This window comes from Streptomyces sp. NPDC090127 (assembly GCF_044746945.1).
Lineage (GTDB): Bacteria > Actinomycetota > Actinomycetes > Streptomycetales > Streptomycetaceae > Streptomyces.
In genome coordinates this window covers 541,698-566,551 of record NZ_JBIVDE010000006.1, presented here as the reverse complement: position 1 = coordinate 566,551, position 24,854 = coordinate 541,698, and the positions used below count along the sequence as shown (strand labels likewise).

The 24,854-nt window shown below is 72.9% G+C and carries 14 protein-coding genes and 1 pseudogene; 7 read left to right on the top strand and 8 right to left on the bottom strand.

From position 1 onward, the window contains the following. Nucleotides 1-64 precede the first annotated feature (64 nt). On the top strand, nucleotides 65-727 hold the full coding sequence (locus tag ACIPPS_RS24510) for an HAD family hydrolase (protein WP_401435758.1): 663 nt from the start codon (nucleotides 65-67) through the stop codon (nucleotides 725-727). Nucleotides 728-1,080: 353 nt separating this feature from the next. Here ACIPPS_RS24510 and ACIPPS_RS24505 read toward each other — a convergent pair whose 3' ends face one another. After that, nucleotides 1,081-1,635 (bottom strand): DJ-1/PfpI family protein, encoded by a 555-nt coding sequence (locus ACIPPS_RS24505; protein ID WP_401435755.1) that lies wholly within the window; start codon nucleotides 1,633-1,635, stop codon nucleotides 1,081-1,083. A gap of 384 nt (nucleotides 1,636-2,019) precedes the next feature. Here ACIPPS_RS24505 and ACIPPS_RS24500 point away from each other — a divergent pair, with 384 nt between their 5' ends. After that, a complete protein-coding gene (locus ACIPPS_RS24500) occupies nucleotides 2,020-6,978 on the top strand; it encodes an NAD-glutamate dehydrogenase (protein WP_401435752.1) in 4,959 nt (1,652 codons plus the stop codon). Between the two features lie 137 nt (nucleotides 6,979-7,115). Here the strand turns inward: ACIPPS_RS24500 and ACIPPS_RS24495 are convergent, their stop codons facing one another. The 3 genes from ACIPPS_RS24495 to ACIPPS_RS24485 form a co-directional block, all read right to left on the bottom strand. Then, complete coding sequence (locus ACIPPS_RS24495; protein WP_401435855.1) at nucleotides 7,116-8,243, bottom strand: glycosyltransferase 87 family protein; 1,128 nt, start codon at nucleotides 8,241-8,243, stop codon at nucleotides 7,116-7,118. Between the two features lie 432 nt (nucleotides 8,244-8,675). After that, entirely contained in the window at nucleotides 8,676-9,491 is an 816-nt protein-coding gene (locus ACIPPS_RS24490) for an ABC transporter ATP-binding protein (RefSeq protein WP_401435750.1), read from the bottom strand. After that, the gene (locus tag ACIPPS_RS24485; RefSeq protein ID WP_401435748.1) at nucleotides 9,484-10,440 is read right to left on the bottom strand and encodes an ABC transporter permease; all 957 of its coding nucleotides are present in this window, start codon (nucleotides 10,438-10,440) and stop codon (nucleotides 9,484-9,486) included. The genes ACIPPS_RS24490 and ACIPPS_RS24485 overlap by 8 nt, the downstream gene beginning before the upstream one ends. A gap of 164 nt (nucleotides 10,441-10,604) precedes the next feature. Here ACIPPS_RS24485 and ACIPPS_RS24480 point away from each other — a divergent pair, with 164 nt between their 5' ends. After that, nucleotides 10,605-11,210, top strand: a complete 606-nt coding sequence (locus ACIPPS_RS24480) for a TetR/AcrR family transcriptional regulator (RefSeq protein WP_401435746.1) — start codon at nucleotides 10,605-10,607, stop codon at nucleotides 11,208-11,210. Nucleotides 11,211-11,348: 138 nt separating this feature from the next. On the opposite strand, the gene ACIPPS_RS24475 is transcribed toward ACIPPS_RS24480, so the two are convergent. The 4 genes from ACIPPS_RS24475 to ACIPPS_RS24460 form a co-directional block, all read right to left on the bottom strand. Next, on the bottom strand, nucleotides 11,349-12,152 hold the full coding sequence (locus ACIPPS_RS24475) for a carbohydrate ABC transporter permease (protein ID WP_401435852.1): 804 nt from the start codon (nucleotides 12,150-12,152) through the stop codon (nucleotides 11,349-11,351). 197 nt (nucleotides 12,153-12,349) lie between these two features. Next, entirely contained in the window at nucleotides 12,350-13,723 is a 1,374-nt protein-coding gene (locus ACIPPS_RS24470; protein WP_401435744.1) for a carbohydrate ABC transporter permease, read from the bottom strand. Nucleotides 13,724-13,727: 4 nt separating this feature from the next. Next, complete coding sequence (locus ACIPPS_RS24465; RefSeq protein WP_401435741.1) at nucleotides 13,728-15,110, bottom strand: ABC transporter substrate-binding protein; 1,383 nt, start codon at nucleotides 15,108-15,110, stop codon at nucleotides 13,728-13,730. Between the two features lie 375 nt (nucleotides 15,111-15,485). After that, the gene (locus ACIPPS_RS24460) at nucleotides 15,486-19,304 is read right to left on the bottom strand and encodes an FHA domain-containing protein (RefSeq protein ID WP_401435738.1); all 3,819 of its coding nucleotides are present in this window, start codon (nucleotides 19,302-19,304) and stop codon (nucleotides 15,486-15,488) included. Nucleotides 19,305-19,737: 433 nt separating this feature from the next. On the opposite strand from ACIPPS_RS24460, the gene ACIPPS_RS24455 reads away from it, so the two are divergent. The 4 genes and pseudogenes from ACIPPS_RS24455 to ACIPPS_RS24440 form a co-directional block, all read left to right on the top strand. Then, nucleotides 19,738-21,447: a serine/threonine-protein kinase gene (locus ACIPPS_RS24455; RefSeq protein ID WP_401435735.1), complete on the top strand. Its 1,710-nt coding sequence runs from the start codon at nucleotides 19,738-19,740 to the stop codon at nucleotides 21,445-21,447. 107 nt (nucleotides 21,448-21,554) lie between these two features. Continuing rightward, complete coding sequence (locus ACIPPS_RS24450) at nucleotides 21,555-22,823, top strand: serine/threonine-protein kinase (protein ID WP_401435733.1); 1,269 nt, start codon at nucleotides 21,555-21,557, stop codon at nucleotides 22,821-22,823. Nucleotides 22,824-23,123: 300 nt separating this feature from the next. Further along, nucleotides 23,124-24,227, top strand: a complete 1,104-nt coding sequence (prfB, locus tag ACIPPS_RS24445; protein WP_401435730.1) for a peptide chain release factor 2 — start codon at nucleotides 23,124-23,126, stop codon at nucleotides 24,225-24,227. A 404-nt stretch (nucleotides 24,228-24,631) separates the two neighbouring features. Beyond that, nucleotides 24,632-24,854: pseudogene (locus ACIPPS_RS24440) on the top strand (hypothetical protein); the annotation flags it as partial.

The following is a 24,854-nucleotide window of genomic DNA, read 5'->3' as shown; positions in this document are numbered from 1 at the left end:
CCCCTGATGACGTCTGACGACGTCTGACCTGGGCTCTGTCGGTGGGGGCCGGTACCGTCTTCGCATGGGGAAGCACGGGAAGCACCTGGTCTGGGATTGGAACGGCACACTCCTCGACGACATCGAGGCAGTCATCGGCGCGACGAACGCCGCCTTCGCCGAGCTGGGGCTCGAGCCGATCACGCTCACGCGCTACCGGGACCTGTACACGGTGCCGGTGCCGAAGTTCTACGAGCGGCTGATGGGGCGGCTGCCCACGGATGCCGAGTGGCTCCTGATGGACGGCGCGTTCCACCGGCACTACTGGCAGCGCGCCGAGGCGTGCGTGTTGACCGTCGGGGCGGCGGAGCTGCTCGCCGCGCGGCAGGCGTCGGGGTTCACGCAGTCGCTGCTCTCGCTGGCGCCGCACGCGGAGCTGGTGCCGCTCGTGCGCCGGCACGGGATCGAGGAGCGGTTCGTGCGGGTGGACGGGCGGATCGGGTCGTCGACGGAGGGGAAGTCGACGCACATGGTCCGTCATCTGCAGGCGCTGGGGCGCGGTGTGCCCGCCGAGAGGATCGTCGTCATCGGGGACGCCGCCGACGACGCCCGGGCGGCGGCGTACGTGGGGGCGCGGGCGGTGCTGTACACCGGCGGGTCGCACAGCCGGGCGTCTCTGGAGGCGGTGGGAGTGCCGGTCGTCGACTCCCTCGCGGACGCGGTGGCCGTGGCGGAGGAGCTGGTCTAGGGGGCGCGAGCGGGGGAGGGGACGCGCGTGTCTCGGTGAGGCCGGGTGTCGGTGCGGTCGGTGCGGTCGGTGCGGTCGGTGTGGCCGTCGCCGGTGGTGGCGGGCTGCGGGTGACGGTGAACGTCCGCCGCTGAGCGAACGGGGCGAGGGGGCACGCGGACGAGGGCCGAAGGCGGTTCCACCCGCGTGCGCCGGGGTGGCTCCGGCCGCGTGGCCCCGGCCGCCTCCGCCCGGCCGCCTCAGCCCGCGGGCCTCCCGCCCGCGGGCGGGGAGGCTCCACCCGTGCGTACCGCCGGCTCCGCACCCTCGCCGACGGCTTCAGTCACCCGTCTCGGCCGCCCCGGCCCACCGTTTCAGCCCGTCGCCCTCAGTACCTTCAGGAATTCGCGCATCCACGTGGGGTGGTCCGGCCAGGCGCGGGAGGAGACCAGGGTGCCGTCCACCACCGCCTCCGTGTCCTGGAAGGTCGCGCCCGCCGCCTGCATGTCCAGTTCCAGGGCCGGGTACGACGTGACCCGGCGGCCCTCCAGGCTGCCGATCGCCGCCGTCAGGAGCGGGCCGTGGCAGATCTGGGCCACCGGCTTGTCCGCGTCGAAGAAGGACTTCAGGATCTTGCGGAGCTCCGGGTCGTTGCGGAGGTACTCCGGGGCGCGGCCGCCCGGGATCACCACCGCCACGTAGTCGCCCGGATCCACCTCCGAGAAGGCCAGGTCGGCGGGCCAGGTGTAGCCGGGCTTCTCCGTGTACGTGTCGAAGCCCGGCTCGAAGTCGTGGACGACGAAGCGGAGCGTTTTGCGGGCCGGGGCCGCGATGTGGACCTCGTACCCCTCCTCCAGGAGGCGCTGGTAGGGATACATCACCTCCAGCGACTCCGCCGCGTCCCCGGTCACGATCAAGATCTTGGCCATGGTGGCTCCCCGGTCTCGGATCTCGGTTCCCTGCCCCAGGACACTGCGCTGCTGTCCAATTCGTCAAACTTCCACCCCTGCTTTTGTACACATACGGCTCATGACGACCGGGGGGGCGGGAGCGATAGGCTTTTCCCGTGATCAGCGCGATACGCCGAGGGGGCAGCGAAGCCCCCGGCCATCGCCCGGAGCGCTTCCGCGGCCGGGCCGACATGGCGTTCGCTGAATCTCCCGTCCTGAGCACCGCGCCAGAAATGGCCGATAACGGCTCGGACATCTCCCATCGCGGCATAACGTCGTCTCCGACCGGTAACACCGCGTCGTGGCGTTGTGTCCTTTCTTCCACCGACGTCACGCAACGGCGCGCGACAGGAGCCAGAGGACATGCAGACCAAGCTGGACGAAGCCAAGGCCGAGCTGCTCGCACGGGCCGCCCGGGTAGCTGAGACCGGTCCGGTCGGGGGGCAACTTCCGACGGGACCCGAGAACGGGAAGCGCCCGGACAGGGACACCGTGCTCGACTACCTCCAGCGCTACTACCTGCACACCGCGCCCGAGGACCTCACGTACCGCGACCCGGTGGACGTCTTCGGCAGCGCGCTCTCGCACTACCGGCTCGCGGAGAACCGTCCGCAGGGCACCGCGAACGTCCGCGTGCACACCCCGACGGTCGAGGAGAACGGCTGGACCTGCAGCCACTCCGTCGTCGAGGTCGTCACCGACGACATGCCGTTCCTCGTCGACTCCGTGACGAACGAGCTGTCGCGCCAGGGGCGCGGCATCCACGTCGTCATCCACCCGCAGGTCCTCGTCCGCCGTGACCTGACCGGCAAGCTCATCGAGGTCCTGACCACCGAGCCCAAGGGCGACCTGCCCCACGACGCGCTCGTCGAGTCCTGGATCCACGTCGAGATCGACCGCGAGACCGACCGCGCCGACCTCAAGCAGATCACCACGGACCTGCTCCGCGTCCTCTCCGACGTCCGCGAGACCGTCGAGGACTGGGAGAAGATGCGCGAGGCCGCGCTGCGCATCGCCGACGAGCTCCCGAACGAGCCCACCGCCGACGACCTGCGCCCCACCGAGGTGGACGAGGCCCGCGAGCTGCTGCGCTGGCTCGCCGCCGACCACTTCACCTTCCTCGGCTACCGCGAGTACGAGCTGGTCGACGGAGACGCGCTGGCCGCCGTCCCGGGCACCGGACTCGGCGTCCTGCGCTCCGACCCGCACCACAGCGGCGAGGACGAGAACCACGCCCACCCCGTCTCGCCGTCCTTCAGCCGGCTGCCCGCCGACGCCCGCGCCAAGGCGCGCGAGCACAAGCTGCTGATCCTCACCAAGGCCAACAGCCGCTCCACCGTGCACCGGCCCTCCTACCTCGACTACGTCGGCGTCAAGAAGTTCGACGCCGACGGCAACGTCGTCGGCGAGCGCCGCTTCCTGGGCCTGTTCTCGTCCGCCGCGTACACCGAGTCCGTCCGTCGCGTCCCGGTCATCAGCCGCAAGGTCCAGGAGGTCCTGGACGGCGCCGGTTTCTCGCCGAACAGCCACGACGGCCGCGACCTGCTCCAGATCCTGGAGACGTACCCCCGCGACGAGCTCTTCCAGACCCCGCCCGACGAGCTGCGCGAGATCGTCACCAGCGTCCTGTACCTCCAGGAGCGCCGCCGGCTCCGGCTCTACCTGCGCCAGGAGGAGTACGGCCGCTTCTACTCGGCCCTCGTCTACCTGCCGCGCGACCGCTTCAACACCACGGTCCGCGAGCGGCTCACCGACATCCTCAAGGAAGAGCTCGACGGTACGAGCGTCGACTTCACGCTCATGAGCACCGAGTCGGTGCTCACCCGGCTCCACTTCGTCGTCCGCGTCGCCCCCGGCACCGAGCTGAGCCAGCTCACCGACGCCGACAAGGACCGCGTCGAGGCCCGGCTCGTCGAGGCCGCCCGCTCCTGGGCCGACGGCTTCGCCGAGGCCCTCAACGCCGAGACCGGCGAGGAGCGCGCCGCCGAGCTGCTGCGCAAGTACGGCAACGCCTTCCCCGAGGGCTACAAGGCCGACCACTCGCCGCGTGCCGCCGTCGCCGACCTGGGCCACCTGGAGCAGCTGACCCTGACCGGCAAGGAGTTCGCGCTCTCGCTGTACGAGCCGGTCGGCTCCGCCCCCGGCGAGCGCCGCTTCAAGATCTACAAGTCCGGCGACCAGATCTCCCTCTCCGCCGTGCTCCCGGTGCTCAACCGGCTCGGCGTCGAGGTCATCGACGAGCGCCCGTACGAGCTGCGCTGCTCCGACCGTACGCACGCCTGGGTCTACGACTTCGGTCTGCGGATGCCCGCGCCGACCGCCAACGGCCAGTCCTTCTCCGACGACGCCCGTGAGCGGTTCCAGGAGGCGTTCGCCGCCACCTGGACCGGCGAGGCCGAGAACGACGGCTTCAACTCGCTGGTGCTCTCCGCCGGGCTGACCTGGCGGCAGGCCATGGTGCTGCGCGCCTACGCCAAGTACCTGCGCCAGGCCGGTTCCACGTTCAGCCAGGACTACATGGAGGACACCCTCCGTAACAACGTCCACACCACCCGGCTGCTCGTCTCCCTCTTCGAGGCCCGGATGGCCCCCGAGCGGCAGCGTGCCGGTGTCGAGCTGACCGACGCGCTCCTGGAAGAGCTGGACGCCGCCCTCGACCAGGTCGCGAGCCTCGACGAGGACCGCATCCTGCGCTCCTTCCTCACCGTCATCAAGGCGACCCTGCGGACGAACTTCTTCCAGAACGCCGCCGACGGCCGGCCGCACGCCTACGTGTCGATGAAGTTCGACCCGCAGGCCATCCCCGACCTCCCCGCGCCCCGCCCGGCGTACGAGATCTGGGTGTACTCCCCGCGCGTGGAGGGCGTCCACCTGCGCTTCGGCAAGGTCGCCCGAGGCGGGCTGCGCTGGTCCGACCGGCGTGAGGACTTCCGTACCGAGATCCTCGGCCTGGTCAAGGCGCAGATGGTGAAGAACACCGTCATCGTGCCCGTCGGCGCCAAGGGCGGCTTCGTCGCCAAGCAGCTCCCGGACCCTTCCGTGGACCGGGACGCCTGGATGGCCGAGGGCATCGCCAGCTACAAGACCTTCATCTCGGCGCTACTCGACATCACCGACAACCTGGTCGCCGGCGAGGTCGTCCCGCCCACGGACGTCGTCCGCCACGACGAGGACGACACCTACCTCGTCGTCGCCGCCGACAAGGGCACCGCGACCTTCTCCGACATCGCCAACGAGGTCGCCGTCTCCTACGGCTTCTGGCTCGGCGACGCCTTCGCCTCCGGCGGCTCCGCCGGATACGACCACAAGGGCATGGGCATCACCGCCCGTGGCGCCTGGGAGTCCGTCAAGCGGCACTTCCGGGAGCTCGGCCACGACACCCAGACCGAGGACTTCACGGTCGTCGGTGTCGGCGACATGTCCGGCGACGTCTTCGGCAACGGCATGCTGCTGAGCGAGCACATCCGGCTCGTCGCGGCCTTCGACCACCGCCACATCTTCATCGACCCCACCCCGGACGCGGCCGTCTCGTACGCCGAGCGGCGCCGCCTCTTCGAGCTGCCCCGCAGCTCCTGGGCCGACTACGACACCGAGCTGCTCTCGGCGGGCGGCGGCATCCACCCCCGCACCGCGAAGTCGATCCCGGTCAACGCGCAGATGCGCGCGGCCCTCGGCATCGAGGCGGGCGTCACCAAGATGACCCCGGCCGAGCTGATGCAGTCGATCCTGCACTCACCCGTCGACCTGCTGTGGAACGGCGGCATCGGTACGTACGTCAAGGCGTCCACCGAGTCCAACGCGGACGTCGGCGACAAGGCGAACGACGCCATCCGCGTCAACGGCGAGGACCTGCGCGTCAAGGTCGTCGGCGAGGGCGGCAACCTCGGTCTGACCCAGCTCGGCCGCATCGAGTTCGCCCGCAAGGGCGGCCCCGAGGGCGAGGGCGGAAAGGTCAACACCGACGCCATCGACAACAGCGCCGGCGTGGACACCTCCGACCACGAGGTCAACATCAAGATCCTGCTGAACGGGCTCGTCACCGAGGGCGACATGACCGTCAAGCAGCGCAACAAGATCCTCGCCGAGATGACCGACGAGGTCGGCTCGCTCGTGCTGCGCAACAACTACGCGCAGAACGTGGCCCTCGCCAACGCCGTCGCCCAGTCGCCGTCCCTGCTCCACGCCCACCAGCGCTTCATGCGCCGGCTGGGCCGCGACGGGGCCCTGGACCGCTCGCTGGAGTTCCTGCCCAACGACCGGCAGATCCGCGAGCTGCTCAACAACGGCAAGGGCCTGAGCCAGCCGGAGCTCGCCGTCCTCCTCGCGTACACAAAGATCACGGTGGCCGACGAGCTGATCCACACCGAGCTGCCGGACGACCCGCACCTGCGCGGGCTGCTCCACGCGTACTTCCCGACGCAGCTGCGCGAGAAGTTCCCCGACGCGGTCGACGGCCACGCGCTGCGCCGCGAGATCATCACCACGGTCCTGGTCAACGACACCGTCAACACCGGCGGCTCGACCTTCCTGCACCGCCTCCGCGAGGAGACCGGCGCGTCGATCGAGGAGATCGTCCGCGCGCAGACCGCCGCCCGCGCCATCTTCCGGCTCGGCGAGGTCTGGGACGCCGTCGAGGCGCTCGACAACCGGGTCCCGGCCGACGTCCAGACCCGGATGCGGCTGCACTCCCGCCGACTGGTCGAGCGCGGCACGCGCTGGCTGCTCGGCAACCGCCCGCAGCCGGTCCAGCTCGCCGAGACCATCGACTTCTTCGGCGAGCGGGTGCGGGAGGTCTGGGCCCAGCTGCCGCAGCTGCTGCGCGGCGCGGACCTGGAGTGGTACCAGTCGATCCTGGACGAGCTGACCGGGGTGGGCGTGCCGGAGGAGCTCGCCCTGCGGGTCGCCGGCTTCTCCTCCGCCTTCCCGACGCTCGACATCGTCGCGATCGCGGACCGGACCGACAAGGACGCGATGGCGGTCGCCGAGGTCTACTACGACCTGGCCGACCGGCTTCGGATCACGCAGCTCATGGACCGCATCATCGAGCTGCCGCGCGCCGACCGGTGGCAGTCGATGGCCCGCGCCTCCATCCGCGAGGACCTCTTCGCCGCGCACGCCGCCCTCACCGCGGACGTGCTGTCGGCGGGCAACGGGACCTCGACGCCGGAGGAGCGGTTCAAGGCCTGGGAGCAGAAGAACGCGGCGATCCTCGGCCGGGCGCGCACCACGCTGGAGGAGATCCAGAGCTCGGAGACCTTCGACCTGGCGAACCTGTCGGTGGCGATGCGGACGATGCGGCAGCTGCTGCGGACGCACAGCTAGTCGCCCTCCGTACGTACGTACGAAGGGGTGGGCCCCGCCGGTTCTCCGGCGGGGCCCAGCCGTTCATCGGGTCTCCGGTGGGCCCAGCCGTTCATCGATTCTCCGGCGGGGCCCCGCCGTTCCTCGGGTCCGTGCGTTCACTCGGTCGCCGTCGTCGACGTCCACAGCCGGCGGGCCGCCAGCAGGGCCGCCGCGAGCAGCAGCGCGTTGCGGACCACCATGACCGTCACGCCCTCCCCGGTGCCGGTCACCACCTCGTCGTAGAGGACCGGATACGCCAGTGAGCTCAGCCCGGCCGCCGGCAGGAGCAGCAGGGCCACCGGCCGCATCACCGTCCGGCGCGAGGTCAGGCAGACGGCGGAGAGGCCCAGCAGCCAGATCATGTACTGCGGGCTGATCACCCTGCTGGTGACCGTGAAGAGCAGGACGGCGGCGAGCGCCGCGTCCAGCGGGGTGGCCTCGGTCCAGGTGCGCGCCCGCAGGCGCCAGACCAGCAGCCAGACGAAGGCGAGGGCGGTCAGCAGCAGCGCGAGTCGGCCCACGCTGGAGACGTAGGGGCCGACGTACTCGAAGGCGCCGTAACGGTACTGGACGGTGCCCGGCCAGATGTCGGCCGCCCGCGCGAGGGAGAGCGCGGTGCCGCCCAGCGACTCGATCTGGATGCCCCGGCTGCCCTGCTGGCGCAGGAAGTCGAGGGAGTGGGAGAAGCAGAGCACGAGGGTCGCGAGGAGCGCGGCGACGGTGGCGGCGGCCGCGGTCCAGGCGTCGCGGGTGGTACGACCCCGGGGCGTGCCGATCAGGGTCAGCACCGGCCACACCTTCACCAGCGCGCCGAGCCCGGCGAGGACGCCGCCGATCCGGTGTCCGACGGCCCGGCGGGAGGTCAGCGCGAGCAGGCCGAGCACGGCGAGCGCGGTGACCTGGACGTCGTACCGGGCGAGGGGGATGTGCAGGAGGAGCGGGAGCCCGGCGACCCAGATCCAGGCGCCGTGCGTGACGCGGTGGCTGTCGGCGCGGGCCAGGGCCAGGGCGACGGCCGCGTCGGCGAGCAGGGTGAGGGCGACGAAGGCCTGGAAGTACGTGAGCCAGGGGAGCACGCCGGGGGACATGATGACCAGGCCGGCGCCGGGCGGGTACTGCCAGGTGACGTCGTCCACGGGGAAGGTGCCCTGGGCGAACTGGCGGTACCAGATCTGGTAGAGCACGTACACCTCGCGGCCGACCCCGCCGACGCCCAGGCTGTCGCGCAGCAGGAGCAGGAGCATGCCCGCGCGGGTGAGGGACCAGACGACGGCGAGGGCGAGTGCGGAGCCGCGGCCGACGTTGACGAAGGTCGCGGAGGTGAACGTGTCCGACTCGAAGGGGGAGCCGGTGAGGGCGGAGGGCGCGGGGGCGCAGGTCGACGTGGATGCGGATGTGGATGCGGATGTGGATCCGGGTGTGGATGCTGATGCGGACATGGATCCGGGTGCGGACGTGGATCCGGGTGCGGAGGTGGATCCGCGTGCGGACCGGGACGTGGACGTGTCGGGGGTCCGCTCGTGTCCCGGGGCGGCTCGGGCGCCGGTTCCGGGGTCGGTGCCCGGGCCGACTCCCGGCTCGGATCCCGGGTCGGACGGTGGCTGCGGGGTGCGGTCTCGATGCGTCGTCATCGAAACCGCACTCTATGGCGGTCTGTGGGCGTATGCGGTGTTTTGTCAGCCCTTCTTGGTGAACGCCTCGTACGCCGCCACCACCTCCTTCGCCGGACCGTCCATCCGCAGGGTGCCCGCCTCCAGCCACAGCGCCCGGTCGCAGGTCTCGGTGATGGTGGAGTTGGAGTGGGAGACGAGGAAGACGGTGCCCGCCTCGGCCCGCAGCTCGTCGATCCGCTGCTGGCTGCGGCGGCGGAACCGGGCGTCGCCCGTGGACAGTGCCTCGTCGATCAGCAGCACGTCGTGGCTCTTGGCCGCCGCGATGGAGAAGCGGAGGCGGGCGCCCATGCCGGAGGAGTACGTCCGCATCGGCAGCGAGATGAAGTCGCCCTTCTCGTTGATCCCGGAGAAGTCCACGATGTCGTCGTAGCGGGCGTCGATCTCCCCGCGGCTCATGCCCATCGCGAGCCCGCCGAGCAGCACGTTGCGCTCGCCGGTCAGGTCGTTCATCAGTGCCGCGTTCACCCCGAGCAGCGAGGGCTGGCCGCGGGTGTAGACGCTGCCCTGGTTGACGGGCAGCAGGCCCGCGACGGCCTTGAGGAGGGTGGACTTCCCCGATCCGTTCGAACCGATCAGGCCAATCGCCTCGCCTCGGTACGCGGCGAAGCTGACACCCTTGACCGCGTGGACCTTCCGGGCGCCGGGCGTGGCGCGGCGCGCGAAGATCCGGTTCAGCGCGGCGGTGGCGCTGCCCTTGCCGGTACGGGCCCCGTTGACGGTGTAGGTGATGTGGACGCCGTCGGCGACGACGGTGGGGGTGCGTTCGTCCGCCGGGGCCGGCGATGCGGCCAGGGGCGTGTCAAGGGTCTGTTCAGCCACGGCCGTACGTCTCCTCTGCCTTCCAGAAGTAGATGAACCCGCCCGCGAAGGCCACCGCTGCCCAGCCGGCGGCGAGCGCCCAGACGTGGGACGGCAGTTGGCCGGCGGTGAAGCTCTCGATCAGCGCGAAGCGCATCAGGTCGATGTAGACGCTCGCCGGATTGCACTGGAGCGCCGTGATCACCAGCTCCGGGAGCCGGCCGCTGCGTGCCAGGTGGTCGAGGGACCACATGACACCGGAGACGTACATCCAGGTGCGCAGCAGGAAGGGCATCAGCTGCGCGATGTCCGGCGTACGGGCGGCCAGCCGGGCCACGACGAGCGCGACGCCGGCGTTGAAGAGCGCCTGCAGGAACAGGGCGGGGACGGCGAGCAGCCAGCTCGGGCGGGGGAGCTCGCCGAAGCAGAACAGGATCCCGACCAGGGCGGCGAGCGAGAGCACCAGCTGCTGGAGCTGCTGGAGCGCGAGGGCGAGCGGGAGGCTCGCGCGGGGGAAGTGCAGGGCGCGGACCAGGCCGAGGTTCCCGCTGATGGCGCGGGTGCCGGCCGTGATCGACTGGGAGGTGAAGGTCCAGACGAAGACGCCCGTGATCAGGAACGGGACGTAGTCCGGGATGCCCTCCTGCACGTTCATCAGGATGCCGAAGATCAGGTAGTAGACCGCCGCGTTGAGCAGCGGGGTCATCAGCTGCCAGAGCTGGCCGAGCTTCGCGTTGCTGTACTGGGCCGTGAGCCGGGCCGTCGCGAAGGCGGTGATGAACGCCCGGCGGGACCAGAGCCCGCGGACGTACGCGGGGAGGCTCGGGCGGGCCCCGCTGACCGACAGACCGTGCCGCAGGGCGAGCGCGCGGAGGTCCTCCGGGGTGTGCGCCGGGGCGGCCGTCGGGGTGTCCGTGGAGGTCCGGGGGGCGGACCCGGAGCCGGGTTTCGTGAGCGTCTCGGTGGTCACGAGGTCGCTTTCGACGAGGGTGGAGGGTGGGCGTGAGGGGGGTCGAACGTCCTCGACGATGGAACGGGTCCGTATCGTCGCTACGGGGAGAGTAGGACGGGTGCACGTCGCAACGCAACCGTTTCGTCGTGACGTCCAAGGGGCCGTTGGTTAGGATCCCGCTCATGACGACGCCCCCCGGAACCCCCCGACGCGCCCCCGCGGGAGCCGCCGTGCTCCGGGAGGACGTGACCGAAGCCATCCGCGCCGCCGTCTTCGAGGAGCTGGCAGCCGTCGGGTTCGCCCGGATGTCCATCGAGGGCATCGCGCGCCGCGCGGGGGTCGGCAAGACCGCCGTCTACCGCCGCTGGAAGTCGAAGCTCTCGCTCGTCCTCGACCTGCTCGGCGCCTTCGCGACGCAGGGGCTGCCGGCGCCGGCGACGGGCTCGCTGGACGGCGACGTCCGCGCGCTCCTCCAGGTCGCCTCGCACGCCCTGCGCCACCCGGTGGCCTCCCAGGTCATCCCGGACCTGCTGGTGGAGGCCGCGCGGCAGCCGGAGATCGCCCAGGCGATCAAGGCCGCGCTCCTCGACAGCCAGCAGGGCGTCGTGGCGCAGATCGTGCGCGAGGCCGTGGAGCGCGGCGAGCTGCCGGCGGACGCGAACGCAGACCGGGCCCTCGACCTGGTCGTGGGCCCGCTCTACTGGCGGCTCGTGGTGGTGCGCGGCGAGCTGCCGAAGGGGTACGTGGACGATCTCGCGCGCTCGGCGGTGGCGGCGCTCAAGGCGTAGCCGCCGGGCCGACTCGAGGCGTAAACGCGCCGGGCCGAGCGGGCCCGCGGCTTCGTCCGAGGGCGGGGGTGTCGGCCCGCTCGTGCCGGGTGGCTTCGTCCGAGGCGTAGCCGCCCGGCTCGCGCTCGGGGTCCGCGGTTACTTCACCGCGCCCGCCATCACCCCCGAGACGAACTGTCGCTGGAAGGCGAAGAAGACCGCCAGCGGGATCAGCATCGACAGGAACGCGCCGGGTGCGAGCACGTCGATGTTGTTGCCGAACTGCCGGACCTGCTGCTGCAGCGCCACCGTGATCGGCGGCGACTCGGAGTCCGCGAAGATCAGCGCGACGAGCATGTCGTTCCAGACCCACAGGAACTGGAAGATGCCGAGCGAGGCGATCGCCGGCCCGCCGAGCGGCATGACGACCCGCGTGAAGAGCCGGATCTCGCCGGCCCCGTCCAGCCGGGCCGCCTCCAGCAGCTCCTTCGGGATCTCCGCGAAGAAGTTGCGCAGCAGGAAGATCGCGAAGGGCAGGCCGAAGGCGGTGTGGAAGAGCACGACTCCGAGGGTCGTCTCGAAGATGCCGATCGTGCCGAACAGCTTCGACACGGGGATCAGCGCGACCTGCACCGGCACCACCAGGAGCCCCACGACCAGCAGGAACCACCAGTCGCGGCCGGGAAAGTCCAGCCAGGCGAAGGCGTATCCGGCGAGCGAGCCGATGACGAGGACCAGGAGCGTGGCCGGGACGGTGATGAGGACGGTGGAGAGGAGGGAACGGGTGATGGTCTCGTTGGAGAGCAGCGAGGAGTAGTTCTCCAGGGTCAGCTGGGCGGGGGAGCTGAAGACCTGCCACCAGCCGCTCTCGCTGATGTCGGTGGGGCCGCGGAGGGAGGAGAGCAGCAGCCCGATCGTCGGCATCAGCCAGAACAGTGCCACGAGGACGAGGAAGACCCGCATCGTGCCACCCGCGGCCCGCGCCGCGAGCCGGGAACCGAGCCCCGCCGTGGCGGGGCTCGGCGCGGGCGGTGCCTTGGGCCGCCCCGACGCGGGCGAGCCGAGCCGTGGCGACGGCAGTGCGCCGGAGCCCTCGGTACCGACCCCGGCAGCGGGTCCCGAGCCTCGCTCGGGGCCGAGGTCGCCTTCGTTCGACGCCGTCACCTGCGGGCCTCCCGTCGCATCCGGCGGATGTTGAACGCCATCACCGGGATCACCAGCAGAAGCAGCAGCACGGCGATGGCGGAGCCCACCCCGAGATCCGCGTCCGTCCCGAACGACGAGCGGTACAGCTGGAGCGCGAGCACGTTCGCGTCGTCCTGGGCCGAGCCCGGCGCGATGATGAACACCAGGTCGAAGATCTTCAGCACGTTGATCATCAGCGTCACGAGGACGACCGCCAGGACCGGCGCGAGGAGCGGCACGGTGATCCGGCGGAAGACCTGCCACTCGTTCGCCCCGTCGACCCGCGCGGCCTCCATCAGTTCCCGTGGCACGCTCGCGAGACCGGCCGCGATCAGAACCATCGCGAACCCGGCCCACATCCACACGTAACTGCCGATGATCGCCGGGGTGACGAGCGACGGGCCCAGCCACTCCACCCCGTTGTACTGCTCGCGGAAGTTGCTCGCGGGCAGCCGCAGCAGGGCGCCGTCGGCGGAGGGCGGGAGGGTGAACGAGCCGTCGGCCGCCGCCTGCGTCGTGGCCACCACCGTGCCGTCCTTCACCGCCTCGATCCGCAGCCCCTTGAGGCCGACCTCCTTCGGGTCGACGGCGTTCGGTTTCCCGCCGCCGCCCCGGGTGAAGTCCAGCCAGGCCGTGCCGGTGATCCCGCCGCCCTGCCCGGACGCCGCGTCCGGCTCGTGCGCCGGCCGGGCGTCCCCCGGCATCTGCGCGGGCGGTACGCCGATCAACGGGAGCCGTGCCACCTCCCCCGAACGGACCGGGGACTTCGTGATGTACGCACCGCCCCCCGCCGCCTTGAGCGGATGGACCGGCAGCGGGCGCGCCCGGGGGAAGCCGGAGGACTCGGCGAAGGTGTCGTGGACGCCGACCCAGACGGCGTTGGCCACGCCCCGGTCCGGATCCTGCTCGTACACCAGCCGGAAGATGATCCCGGCCGCCAGCATCGAGATCGCCATGGGCATGAAGACGAGCAGCTTGAACGCCGTCCCCCAGCGGACCCGTTCGGTGAGCACCGCGAAGATCAGGCCGAGGGCGGTCGCCACGGCCGGCGCGGCCACCGCCCAGATCGCGTTGTTGCGGACGGCGGTGAGGATCGTGTCGTCGGTGAAGAGGGCGATGTAGTTGTCGAGGCCCGCGAAGGAGTCCCCGGACTTGTCGAAGAACGAGCGCTGGACGGAGTACCCGATGGGGTAGACGACGAGCGCGCCGAGCAGGACCAGGGCGGGGAGCAGGAACCCCACCGCGATCGTCCTGCGCGAGCCGGTGACCCTGGAGGGGCCGCCGCGGGCGGCGCCGGGAGGCTTGGGAGCCCCGGCGGCCCCGGGAGTGACCTCGGGAGCGGTCGCCACGGCGTCAGCCCTTGTACGCCTTGGCCGCGTCGGCCTCCAGGCGCGCCTGGGTCCCCGCGATGTCCTTCGGGTTCTTCAGGAAGTCCTGCAGCGCCTTCCACTCGCCCTTGCCGGGCGTGCCGCCGAACGACTGCGGCATCTGGTCCGACATGTCGAAGCGGAAGTCGTCCCCGGACTCCAGGAGCGCCTTGGCGATCTCGCGCTGGACGTCGTTCGGGTACGCGCTCGGGTCCAGGTTCTTGTTGGGGGAGAGGAAGCCGCCCGCGCCCGCCCAGATCGCGGCCGCGTCCGGTGAGGCGAGGAAGGTCAGCAGCGCCTGGGCGCCCTTGGTGTCCTTCAGGGCCACCGCCGCGTCGCCCGCCGTGACGACCGGGGACTCCGCGCCCACCGCCGGGAACGGGAAGACCTTCGCGTCCGTACCGATCTTGGCGCTCGTCTGCGCGATGTTGATGGCGGAGAAGTCGCCCTCGAAGACCATGGCGCCCTTGGGCTGGTCGCCGCCGGTGAAGGTCTGGGTCACCGAGACGGGGAACTCCGTCTGGAGCGCGCCGTCCGCGCCGCCCGCGATCAGCTCCGGCTTGCCGAACAGCTCGGCGAGGGTGGTGAGGGCCTGCTTGACGGACGCGTCCGTCCACTTGATCTCGTGCTTGGCCAACTGGTCGTACTTCTCCGGACCCGCCTGGGAGAGGTAGATGTTCTCGAACCAGTCGGTGAGCGTCCAGCCGTCCGCGCCGCCGACGGAGACCGGCGTGACGCCGGAGGCCGAGATCGTCTCCGCGGTGGTCAGGAACTCCTTCCAGGTCGTGGGCTCGGTGGCGCCCGCGTTCTCGAAGGCGGCGTTGTTGTACCAGATCAGGGACTTGTTGGCGGCCTTGAAGTACACGCCGTACTGCGTGCCGTCGACCGCGCCGAGGTCGCGCCAGCCCTGTGAGAAGTTCTTGGCGAGCTGCGCCTCGGCCTCGGGGCCGACCGGCTTGAGCCACTTCTGGGCGGCGGCCTGCTGGATCGCGCCGACCTGGGGGAGCATCGCGATGTCGGGCGGGGAGCCGCCGGCGATCTTCGTACCGAGGAAGTTCACGATCGGGTCCTGGGCGGGCACGAAGGTGACGGTGGCGCCGGTGCGCTTCTCGAACTCCTTCAGGACCTTGGTGAAGTTCTCCTGCTCGGGGCCGGTCCAGACGGCGGCGACCTCGATCTTCTGCCCCTTGAGGTCGGGCAGGGCGAGCGAGCCGCCGGAGGTCGCCGGCGGACCCGGTTCCTTCGTGCCCGAGTCCTTGTCCTCGCCCCCGCCGCAACCGGCGAGGGTGGCGGCGAGGGCGAGCGCGGTGACCGCGGCGGCGGTCCGTGCGGCCCGTACGGCCCTGCGTGTACGAGGAGTTGTACGCATTTCTGCCCCGTCTCTCCTGTGCGCGGTGCGTGTCCCGTGCGCTCAGGTCTACGCCGGGGGACCGGGCGCCGCAATACCGCCTTCGGTGCCGACGGGGAGATCGTGATGGGCTCGTGACGTGCCGTCAGGCTGCGGGGGAGGGGGAGGGGGAGGGGGAGGGGGTGCGGGGGCTGGGGTGGGGCGGCGGTGGTGCGGCGGGTGGTGTGGGTGGGGGCGTGGGTGGTGCTGTCGGTGGTGCGGTGGGGGGCGTGGGTGGTGCTGTCGGTGGTGCGGCGGGTGGTGTCGGTGGGGGGCGTGGGTGGTGCGGCGGGTGGTGCTGTCGGTGAGGGTGTGGGTGGTGCTGTCGGTGGGCGACCGGTTCGCGTCGGCCGTGGGTCAGGCGCGCGTCGCCGGCGTGAGGGGCGAGATCGGGGTGGCGTCGAGGGAGCGGGCGGCGCGGTCGAGCGCGCTCGCGAGGAGAGCCAGGTCGGTCGGGCCGTTGCCCAGTTCGCGGACGGGTCTGCGGGTGGGCGGGTCGCCCATCCGCTCCCACTCCAGCGGGACGACGGTCGGCCGGAGGGTCGCGGTGCGCGGGATGCGGCCGGTGACCCGGCCGGCCTGGAACGGCGTGACCCGGCCGTCCGGGTGCCCGAGCCGTCCCCTGCCGGGCGCGGGGTCGTCGGGGCCGGGCGCGGCGGGGGACGCGTCGAGCACGATCCGCAGCCGGGCGCCGTGGGCCAGCTCCGTGTCCGCCGTACGGTCCGGGCGTGCCGAGGTCACGACCAGGTGAACCCCGAGGCGCGCTCCGCCGCGCGCGACGGCTTCCAGCGCCCGTACGACGGAGCCGGCGGCGGGCCGCCCGGGGGAGCCGAGCGCGGGCGCCACGAGCGCGTCGAAGTCGTCGACCAGCACGACGAGCCGGGGGAGCGCGGCCGCCTCGTCGCCCGGCTCCGACCATGAGCGGTGAGGTTCCGACGTCCCGCGCGGGCCGGCCTCGCCGCCGGGGCGGGGCAGGCGCCCACTGGGGCGGTCGATCAAGTCGTCGGCGGAGGTGCGGGGGGTGCGGCCGCTGGGGAGGTAGGTGAGGTCGTCGGCGCCCGGGGCGGGGGTCCGGCTGCCGGGGCGGTCGCCGAGGCCGGTATCGCCGGGGCGGGGGGCCCGGCTGCTGGGGCGGTCGCCCAGGTCGTCGGCGGAGGTGCGGGGGGTGCGGCCGCTGGGGAGGTAGGTGAGGTCGTCGGCGCCCGGGGCGGGGGTTCGGCTGCCGGGGCGGTCGCCGAAGCCGGTGTCGCCGGGGCGGGGGGTGCGGTCGCCGAGGCCGGTGTCGCCGGGGCGGGGCAGGCGCCCACTGGGGCGGTCGCCGATCGAGCCGTCGCCCGTGCGGGCGGTCCGTCCGCTGGGGCGGTACGTCAGGTCGCCAGCGCCAGCGCCAGCGCCAGCGCCGGTGCGGGGCGCGCGGCCGGCGGCCGGGCTGTCGTCGCCCGGGCGGTCGCCGACGTGGCCCTCGCCCGTGCGCAGGGTGCGGCCGATCGGCCGGTCGCCGGCGTCGCCGGTGCGGGCGTCCGGGATGCGGGCCGTGGTCCGGCCGCCCGAAGGCAGCGACTCCGCCGCGCTCGGCGCGCGCTGGCCGATCATGCGCGCCGCCGCCTGTCGGTCCGCGAAGTGCCCGTCGCCCAGGATCTCCGCCCGACGCTTCAGCTCCGCGCCCAGCGCCTGCGCGAACTCCCGCATCCGCACCGGGTCGGACGCCACCAGGTGCTCGGTGACGTGCGGCAGCTCCGTACACGCCGCGAGCCCCTCGCCGCGCTCGCCGCCCGCGCCGTCCACCAGCAGCAGCCCCAGTCGGTCCGGGCGGCCCCCGGCCGCCAGGGACGCCGCGATCGAACGCAGCAGCTCCGTGCGGCCGCTGCCCGCAGGCCCCTCGATCAGCAGATGGGGGCCTTCCTCCGTCAGGTCGACGGAGACCGGCCCGCGCGGCCCGGCGCCCAGGACGGCCGTACCGTCCCCGGCCGCCGCCCACCGCGCCAGCAGCGAGGCGGGCGTCGCCCGGGCCAGACCCAGCTCGTCGAGGAGCCGCGCCGACCGGGGCAGCGCCGTCGCGGCCGTCCGGCCCCGCGCGGCCGGGGCGTCCGTGCGCAGCGGCGCCAGCGCCCGTCCGAAACGCTCCGCCCAGGCCACCGACACCGCGTCCACCACGCCCACGGTCCCGTGGCCGGCCGCCCGGCCCCCCGCCGTACGCAGCAGCCGCAGCGCCGTCGCCACGTCGCCGCTCAGCAGGGCGACCGCCCCGCACTCGCGGAACGCCAGCGAGGCCGCGCACGCGCTCTCGTACGTCGCGGCGACCGGGGAGACCGGCGAGGCGGCCGGCGCCTCGGCCAGACAGAGCAGGTGGATCCCGGCGGCCGCGCCCGCCCCTGCGAGCCGCGCGGTGGTCTCGCGCAGCGCCGCCGAACCAGGGTCGCCGTCCACGATCACGACCGTGACCGGCCCTTCGTACCGCGCCGCCGCCTCGGCGACCGCCGCGCGGTCGGCGCTCGGCCAGCTCGGCCCGAGCGGCCCGTCGTCGAGTCTCCGGGTCAGCTCCGCCGTACGGGCGTGGGCCTGATCGCGGTCGTACGCGAGGAGCAGGCGGCAGTCCTGGCCGTGCGCCGGGCGCAGATGCGGGAGCCAGCCGAGCCACCCCCACGCGCGCCGACGCTCCTCGAGGGAGCGGCCGCGGTCCGCGCTGATCAGCACGATCTCCAGGTCGGAGGGGGAGTGCAGGGCCGCGAGCTGGGCCACCACGGAGCGCGCCAGACCGGCGAGACGCGCGCCGGGGCCCGCGAGCCCGAGCGAACCGGCCTCGCGCAGCCCGACGGTGACGGGCACCCCGGACAGCTCCGCGCGGTCGGTCGTGCCGAGCCGGACGACCAGGGCCTCGCGATGATCCGCCCCGCGCTCCCAGAGACGCGGCCCGGGGCCGAGCGCCGTGAGCAGCACGGCCGCCGGGTCCGGCCAGGTCTCGGCGGACGGCGTCGCGGGCCCGGCGGCCGGGTCCCCGTCGGACTGCCGGGCGCCCGGGGCCGTACCGCCGGCGTGGGCGCCCGGGGCCGGGGCGTCCTCCCTGGGGCCGGTGAACCGGCGGGCCCATGCTCCTATCCCCCGCCTGCCGCGCGGGGGCGCCGTCGACGCCTGGCGCTCGGTCCGCCGGGTCCTGCTGTGCGCCTCGCCCGAGCCCTCGCCGTCCGCGTCCAGGCCCGCGCCCCTGTCGATGCCCGTGCCCGTGCCCGTGCCCGTGCCCGTGCCCGCGCCCGTGGCCATGTCCATGGAGTAGGCCACGCGTGCGTGCGGAGGGGAAGAGGGCGGACCGGCGTGGGTGGCGTCCGGCGAGACCGCGCCTCCGCCGAGTGCGTCACGCGTACCCGGAGCGGTACGCGGGCCCATACCCGCACCTGTACGCATCCCCGAACCCGAACCCGAACTCGTACCAGCGCCCGCGCTCGCGCTCGTACCCGCGTCGGCGCCAGCGCCAGCGCCGAACGGCACAGCCTCCGCCCCCGCTGCCGTCCCCGCGGCGTCCGTCGGGTTCGCGAGCCCCACCCGCAGGTGGCCCTCGCCGTCCGGGGCCGTCGGCAGCGTGTCCGTACCGCCGTCCTCCGGGCCCGTCAGGCGGAGGGCCGACTCGCCGAGGCGCAGGAGGGCGCCCGGGGACAGCCGGACCGGGCGGTCGCCGACCGGGGTGCCGTCCAGCGTCGTGCCGTTCGTGGAGCCGAGGTCCGCGACGGTGACCCGGCCGTCGGCCCCGACCGTCACCGTGCAGTGCACCCGGGAGACGTCCGGGTCGTCGAGCGGGACGTCCGCGTCCATGGAGCGGCCGATTCTGATCGGTCCCGCGTGCAGCAGGTGCACCCCGCCCGCGTCCGGCCCCGCGACCACGTGCAGCCGGGCCGAGGGGTCCTCGGCCGGGAGGTCGTCCTCGCCGGGGACGTGGAGGGTCAGGATCGCGCCGTCGACCAGCGGGGGCTCTCCGAGCGAGCACCGTCGCGCGTCGAGCCGCTCCCGACCGGCGTACAGCACGGTGGAACCCGACAGGGAGGTGTCCGGACCGGAGACGGCCGCGGCGAGACCGGAGGCCACGGCTGCCAGGGCCGTACCCGCCGGGGCGGTGACGAGCACGTCGCAGGCTCGGCCGGCGCCGTGCCCGGCGTGCGGCGCGAGGACGGTCAGCCGGATCTGCATCGCCGTCAGCGGTCCCTTCTGCGCGGGTGCCGGCAGGGGAACCGCCCGGTGCCTCCCCCCACCCGGCACGGACGCGTCGTCCGGTACAGGTCGGCACGGCTCGCAGGGGGCTCCCGACCCGCTACGCGACGTGCTGTGTGCATCCTCGCACCTGCCACTGACAACCCGCCCGCGGGTCGCCTCCAAGTGATCTTGAATGGTCGGCTGTAGACCTAAAAGTGCCTGGTTGAGTACGCCTTTCGACGTGCCCGGCAACCACCGGTACGACAACCGCGTCTTGTTTTCGGACAAGTCGGATGCCGGAATCAGCCGTCCTGTGGTCGACCGGTGACCCGTTCGGCGGCACTAAAGTGGGTCGGACACCCCGGACGGGTCACAACTCATGACAGGAACCCGGGAACCCCAGGACCACGATCAGCAGGGAGCGCGTGACGTGCGGCCAATCGGCAGCAAGTACCTGCTCGAGGAGCCGCTCGGACGCGGCGCCACGGGCACCGTCTGGCGAGCCCGCCAGCGTGAGGCGGCCGGCGCCGAGGCGGCCGTCCAGGGCCAGCCCGGGGAGACCGTGGCGATCAAGGTCCTCAAGGAGGAGCTGGCCAACGACGCGGACATCGTGATGCGCTTCCTGCGCGAGCGGTCCGTGCTCCTCCGGCTCACCCACCCCAACATCGTGCGCACCCGCGACCTGGTCGTCGAGGGCGACGTCCTCGCCCTGGTCATGGACCTCGTCGACGGCCCGGACCTGCACCGGTACCTCCGCGAGAACGGCCCGCTCACCCCGGTCGCCGCCGCGCTCCTCACCGCGCAGATCGCCGACGCGCTCGCCGCCAGCCACGCCGACGGCGTCGTCCACCGCGACCTCAAGCCCGCCAACGTGCTCCTCGCCGAGCAGCACGGCCAGATGCACCCGATGCTCACGGACTTCGGCATCGCGCGCCTCGCCGACTCCCCGGGCCTGACCCGGACGCACGAGTTCGTCGGCACGCCCGCGTACGTCGCGCCGGAGTCCGCCGAGGGCCGCCCGCAGACCTCCGCCGTCGACATCTACGGCGCGGGCATCCTGCTCTACGAGCTGGTCACCGGCCGTCCGCCGTTCGCCGGCGGCACGGCCCTCGAAGTGCTGCACCGGCACCTGAGCGAGGAGCCGCGGCGCCCCTCGACCGTGCCCGGCCCGCTGTGGACGGTCATCGAGCGCTGCCTGAGCAAGGACCCCGACCGTCGGCCCAGCGCCGAGAACCTGGCCCGTGGACTGCGTACGGTCGCCGCCGGCATCGGCGTGCACTCCACCCCCGCGCAGATCGAGGCCGCCGACGGCGTCGGCGCGCTGCTCGCGCCCGATCCGGCGCCCGCGCCGGTCCCGGGGGCGCCCGGCGCCGCCGACCCGACCCAGGTGCTGCCGAGCAACGCCGGACAGTACGACCCCGCCGCGCCGACGAGCGTCATGCAGACCAGCGGCCCGGGCGGCGGCCCGACGGGCGGTGCCGACCCGACGGCGGTCATGCCTCCCGTACCGCCGCAGCCGCCGCACGTCGCCGGGAACGAGGAGCAGCCGCACCCCTGGCAGAGCCAGCTCGCGGCCGCGCGCGACCGCAACGAGCAGACGCAGATCCAGTACCTCGACCCGAGCGAGGACCCGCTGCGCCGCCGCCCGCAGCGCCAGCCGCAGCCTCCGCAGCACCAGCCCCGCCGGCAGCCCCCGCAGGGCCGGCAGCAGCAGCCGCAGCAGTACCAGCAGCCCCAGCAGCAGCCCCCGTACCAGCAGCAGCCTCCGCCGCAGCAGTACGCGCCCGCCCCGCAGCAGGCGTACCACCCGCCCCAGCAGGCGTACAGCCCGCCGCAGCCGCAGGCTCCGCAGCCGCCGGCTCCCCGCGAGCCGCGCCAGCCGCGCCAGCGCAGCGCCAACCCGATGCGGATCCCCGGGCTCGGCTGCCTGAAGGGCTGTCTCTTCTCGATCCTGCTGTTCGTGGTCGCGGGCTGGCTCATCTGGGAGCTGACCCCGCTCCAGAGCTGGATCGCCGAGGGCAAGAGCTACTGGCAGGCCATCGGGGACGGGATCTCGTCCTTCACCGACTGGGTCTCCGGCCTCGCGGACTCGGGCTCGGGCTCCGGGACCGGTACCACTACCGGCGGTACGGGGCAGTAGTACTGCCGATTTATCGACTTCCGAGGGGTGATTTCCCCGCGGAAGTGACGACCAGCGGCTGAGGACGCGTAACTTTGACGCGTCCGCCAGCCGCTGAGGGAGCAGTCTTGGCACGGAATATCGGCAGCCGCTACACGGCCCACCAGATCCTCGGGCGGGGCAGCGCCGGCACGGTGTGGCTCGGCGAGGGCCCCGAGGGCCCCGTCGCCATCAAGCTGCTGCGCGAGGACCTGGCCTCGGACCAGGAGCTCGTCGGCCGCTTCGTCCAGGAACGCACCGCCCTGCTCGGCCTCGACCACCCGCACGTGGTCGCCGTCCGCGACCTCGTCGTCGACGGCAACGACCTGGCGCTCGTCATGGACCTGGTGCGCGGCACCGACCTGCGGACCCGGCTCGACCGTGAGCGCCGCCTCGCGCCCGAGGCGGCCGTCGCGATCATCGCCGACGTCGCGGACGGCCTCGCCGCCGCGCACGCCGCCGGAGTCGTCCACCGGGACGTCAAGCCCGAGAACATCCTGCTCGACATGGAGGGCCCGCTCGGCCCCGGCGGCGCCCACCCGGCGCTCCTCACCGACTTCGGCGTCGCCAAGCTCATCGACACGCCGGGCCGGACCAAGGCGACGCGGATCATCGGCACGCCGGACTACCTCGCCCCGGAGATCGTCGAGGGCCTGCCGCCGCGCGCCGCCGTCGACATCTACGCCCTCGCGACCGTCCTGTACGAACTCCTGGCCGGCTTCACGCCCTTCGGCGGGGGTCACCCGGGCGCGGTGCTGCGCCGCCACGTCACGGAGACGGTCGTCCCGCTGCCGGGCATCCCCGAGGAGCTGTGGCAGCTGATCGTCCAGTGCCTGGCCAAGGCCCCGGCCTCCCGGCTGCGCGCCTCGGAGCTCGGCAGCCGGCTGCGGGAGTGCCTGCCGCTGCTCGCGGGGCTGCCGCCGCTGGACGTGGACGAGCCGGACGACGCGGACCAGCAGGGGCAGGAGCCGCGCGAGGAGGACCCGTACCCGACGGGCGGGGGCGCGGGCACGGGCGCGGGCGCGGCCGGTGGAGCGAACGCGCCGCGCAGGGCCGCCGTGCCCCTGGTGCCCGGCGCGTCGCCGGACTCCAACCGGGACACCCACACCTCCATGCGCGTCCCCGCCCCCGACGAGCTCGCGGGCGGCCCCCTCGGCACGGCCCGCGCCCCACGCCCCTCGGGCGCCCGGCGCCCCGGCTCGGCCCGCCACAAGGCGGAGCAGGTCCGCAAGCGCCGGATCACCCTGTCGATCGCGGCGGTCGTGGTCGCGGGCGCCCTGGGCGTCGGCGGCTACCTGGCGACGGCCGAGGAGTCGGACGTACCGCCGCAGGACTCGAAGACGTCGACGGAGCCGTAGGGGGCGTCGGGCCTTAGGGGGCCCGGGGGTCGACGCACCCTGCGGGCCGGCTGAGGTCCTGGGTCGCCAACCCCTGCGGGCCGGCTGAGGTCCGGGGTCGCCAACCCCTGAGGGCCGGCTGAGGTCCTGGGGCGCCAACCCCTGAGGGCCGGCTGAGGTCCTGGGGCGCCAACCCCTGAGGGCCATCGGGGCCTGGGGCGCCAACCCCTGCGGGCCGCCTGAGGTCAGGGGGTGCCACCCCCTGCGGGCCGTCGGGGCCTGGGGGGCGGGGGATTCGCGGCGAGCCGTTACGCTGGACGCGTGGCAGTCGTCGATGTATCCGAAGAGCTGAAGTCCCTCTCCTCGACCATGGGGTCGATCGAGGCCGTACTGGACCTCGATCAGATGAGGGCAGACATCGCCGTGCTCGAAGAGCAGGCCGCGGCCCCGTCCCTCTGGGACGACCCGGAGGCGGCGCAGAAGATCACCAGCAAGCTGTCGCACCTCCAGGCCGAGGTGCGCAAGGCCGAGGCCCTGCGCGGCCGGATCGACGACGTCGGGGTGCTCTTCGAGCTCGCCGAGGAGATGGACGACCCGGACACCCGCGTCGAGGCGGAGACGGAGCTGACCTCCGTCCGCAAGGCGTTGGACGAGATGGAGGTCCGTACGCTGCTCTCCGGCGAGTACGACGAGCGCGAGGCGCTGGTCAACATCCGCGCCGAGGCCGGTGGCGTGGACGCCGCCGACTTCGCGGAGCAGCTCCAGCGCATGTACCTGCGGTGGGCCGAGCGGCACGGCTACGCCACCGAGATCTACGAGACCTCGTACGCGGAAGAGGCCGGCATCAAGTCGACCACCTTCGTGGTCAAGGCGCCGTACGCGTACGGCACGCTCTCGGTCGAGCAGGGCACGCACCGTCTGGTGCGCATCTCCCCGTTCGACAACCAGGGCCGCCGTCAGACGTCGTTCGCGGGCGTCGAGATCCTGCCGGTCGTCGAGTCCTCCGACCACGTCGAGATCGACGAGTCCGAGCTGCGCGTCGACGTCTACCGCGCGTCGGGCCCGGGCGGCCAGGGCGTCAACACCACGGACTCCGCGGTGCGCATCACGCACCTGCCGACCGGCATCGTGGTCTCCTGCCAGAACGAGCGCTCCCAGATCCAGAACAAGGCGAGCGCCATGAACGTCCTCCAGGCCAAGCTCCTCGAGCGCCAGCGCCAGGAGGAGCGCGCCCGGATGGACGCGCTGAAGGACAGCGGCAGCTCCTGGGGCAACCAGATGCGCTCGTACGTCCTGCACCCGTACCAGATGGTCAAGGACCTCCGCACGGACTTCGAGGTCGGCAACCCGCAGTCGGTCCTCGACGGCGAGATCGACGGCTTCCTGGAGGCGGGCATCCGCTGGCGCAAGCAGCAGGAGAAGTAGCCTCCCGCTCACCACGACGCCGGGCCCCCACGTGTACGCACGCGGGGGCCCGACGTCGTTCGCGCGCGCCCTGTCCGCGCGCCCGGGCCCGGGATCTTCGCGAGCGCAAGCGGGAAGCCACCGCACCTGACGCTTTGTCGACAAGGTAACCGCCCTTGGGGCAGCGGTAGTTCCACGTTTACGTCACAGTTGCATCCCCACATGGTGCGCAACTACTGATCTTTCGGGCATCGCACGCGCAACGTCCTTGACGCGTACTCGGAAACTCGGAAGGGTGGCACGCGGCATGCGAATCTCTGGGGCGTGTGTTAACGGGGGCTGGCTGAGTGACACGCCGCTCCCGATGCCCGAGGCCCCGAGCGCTGCTCCAATGACGAGATTGAGCTACTGGGGGTAGCAGCCAGATGACGAAGAAGACGCGCGTCCGCCTTGCCCGGATCGCTGCTGGTGCGGTGATCGCCGCCGGCGCCTCGCTCACGGCGGCCGGCGCGGCGCAGGCCGTGGGTGCCGAGATCGAGATCGCCGGCCTCGGCGCCGGCGTCGAGGTCCAGGTCGGCGACGACCCGGGCTGCGAGACGGACCCCGCTGGTTGTGAGACGGAGAACGGCGGCGCCGGCAACGGCGAGA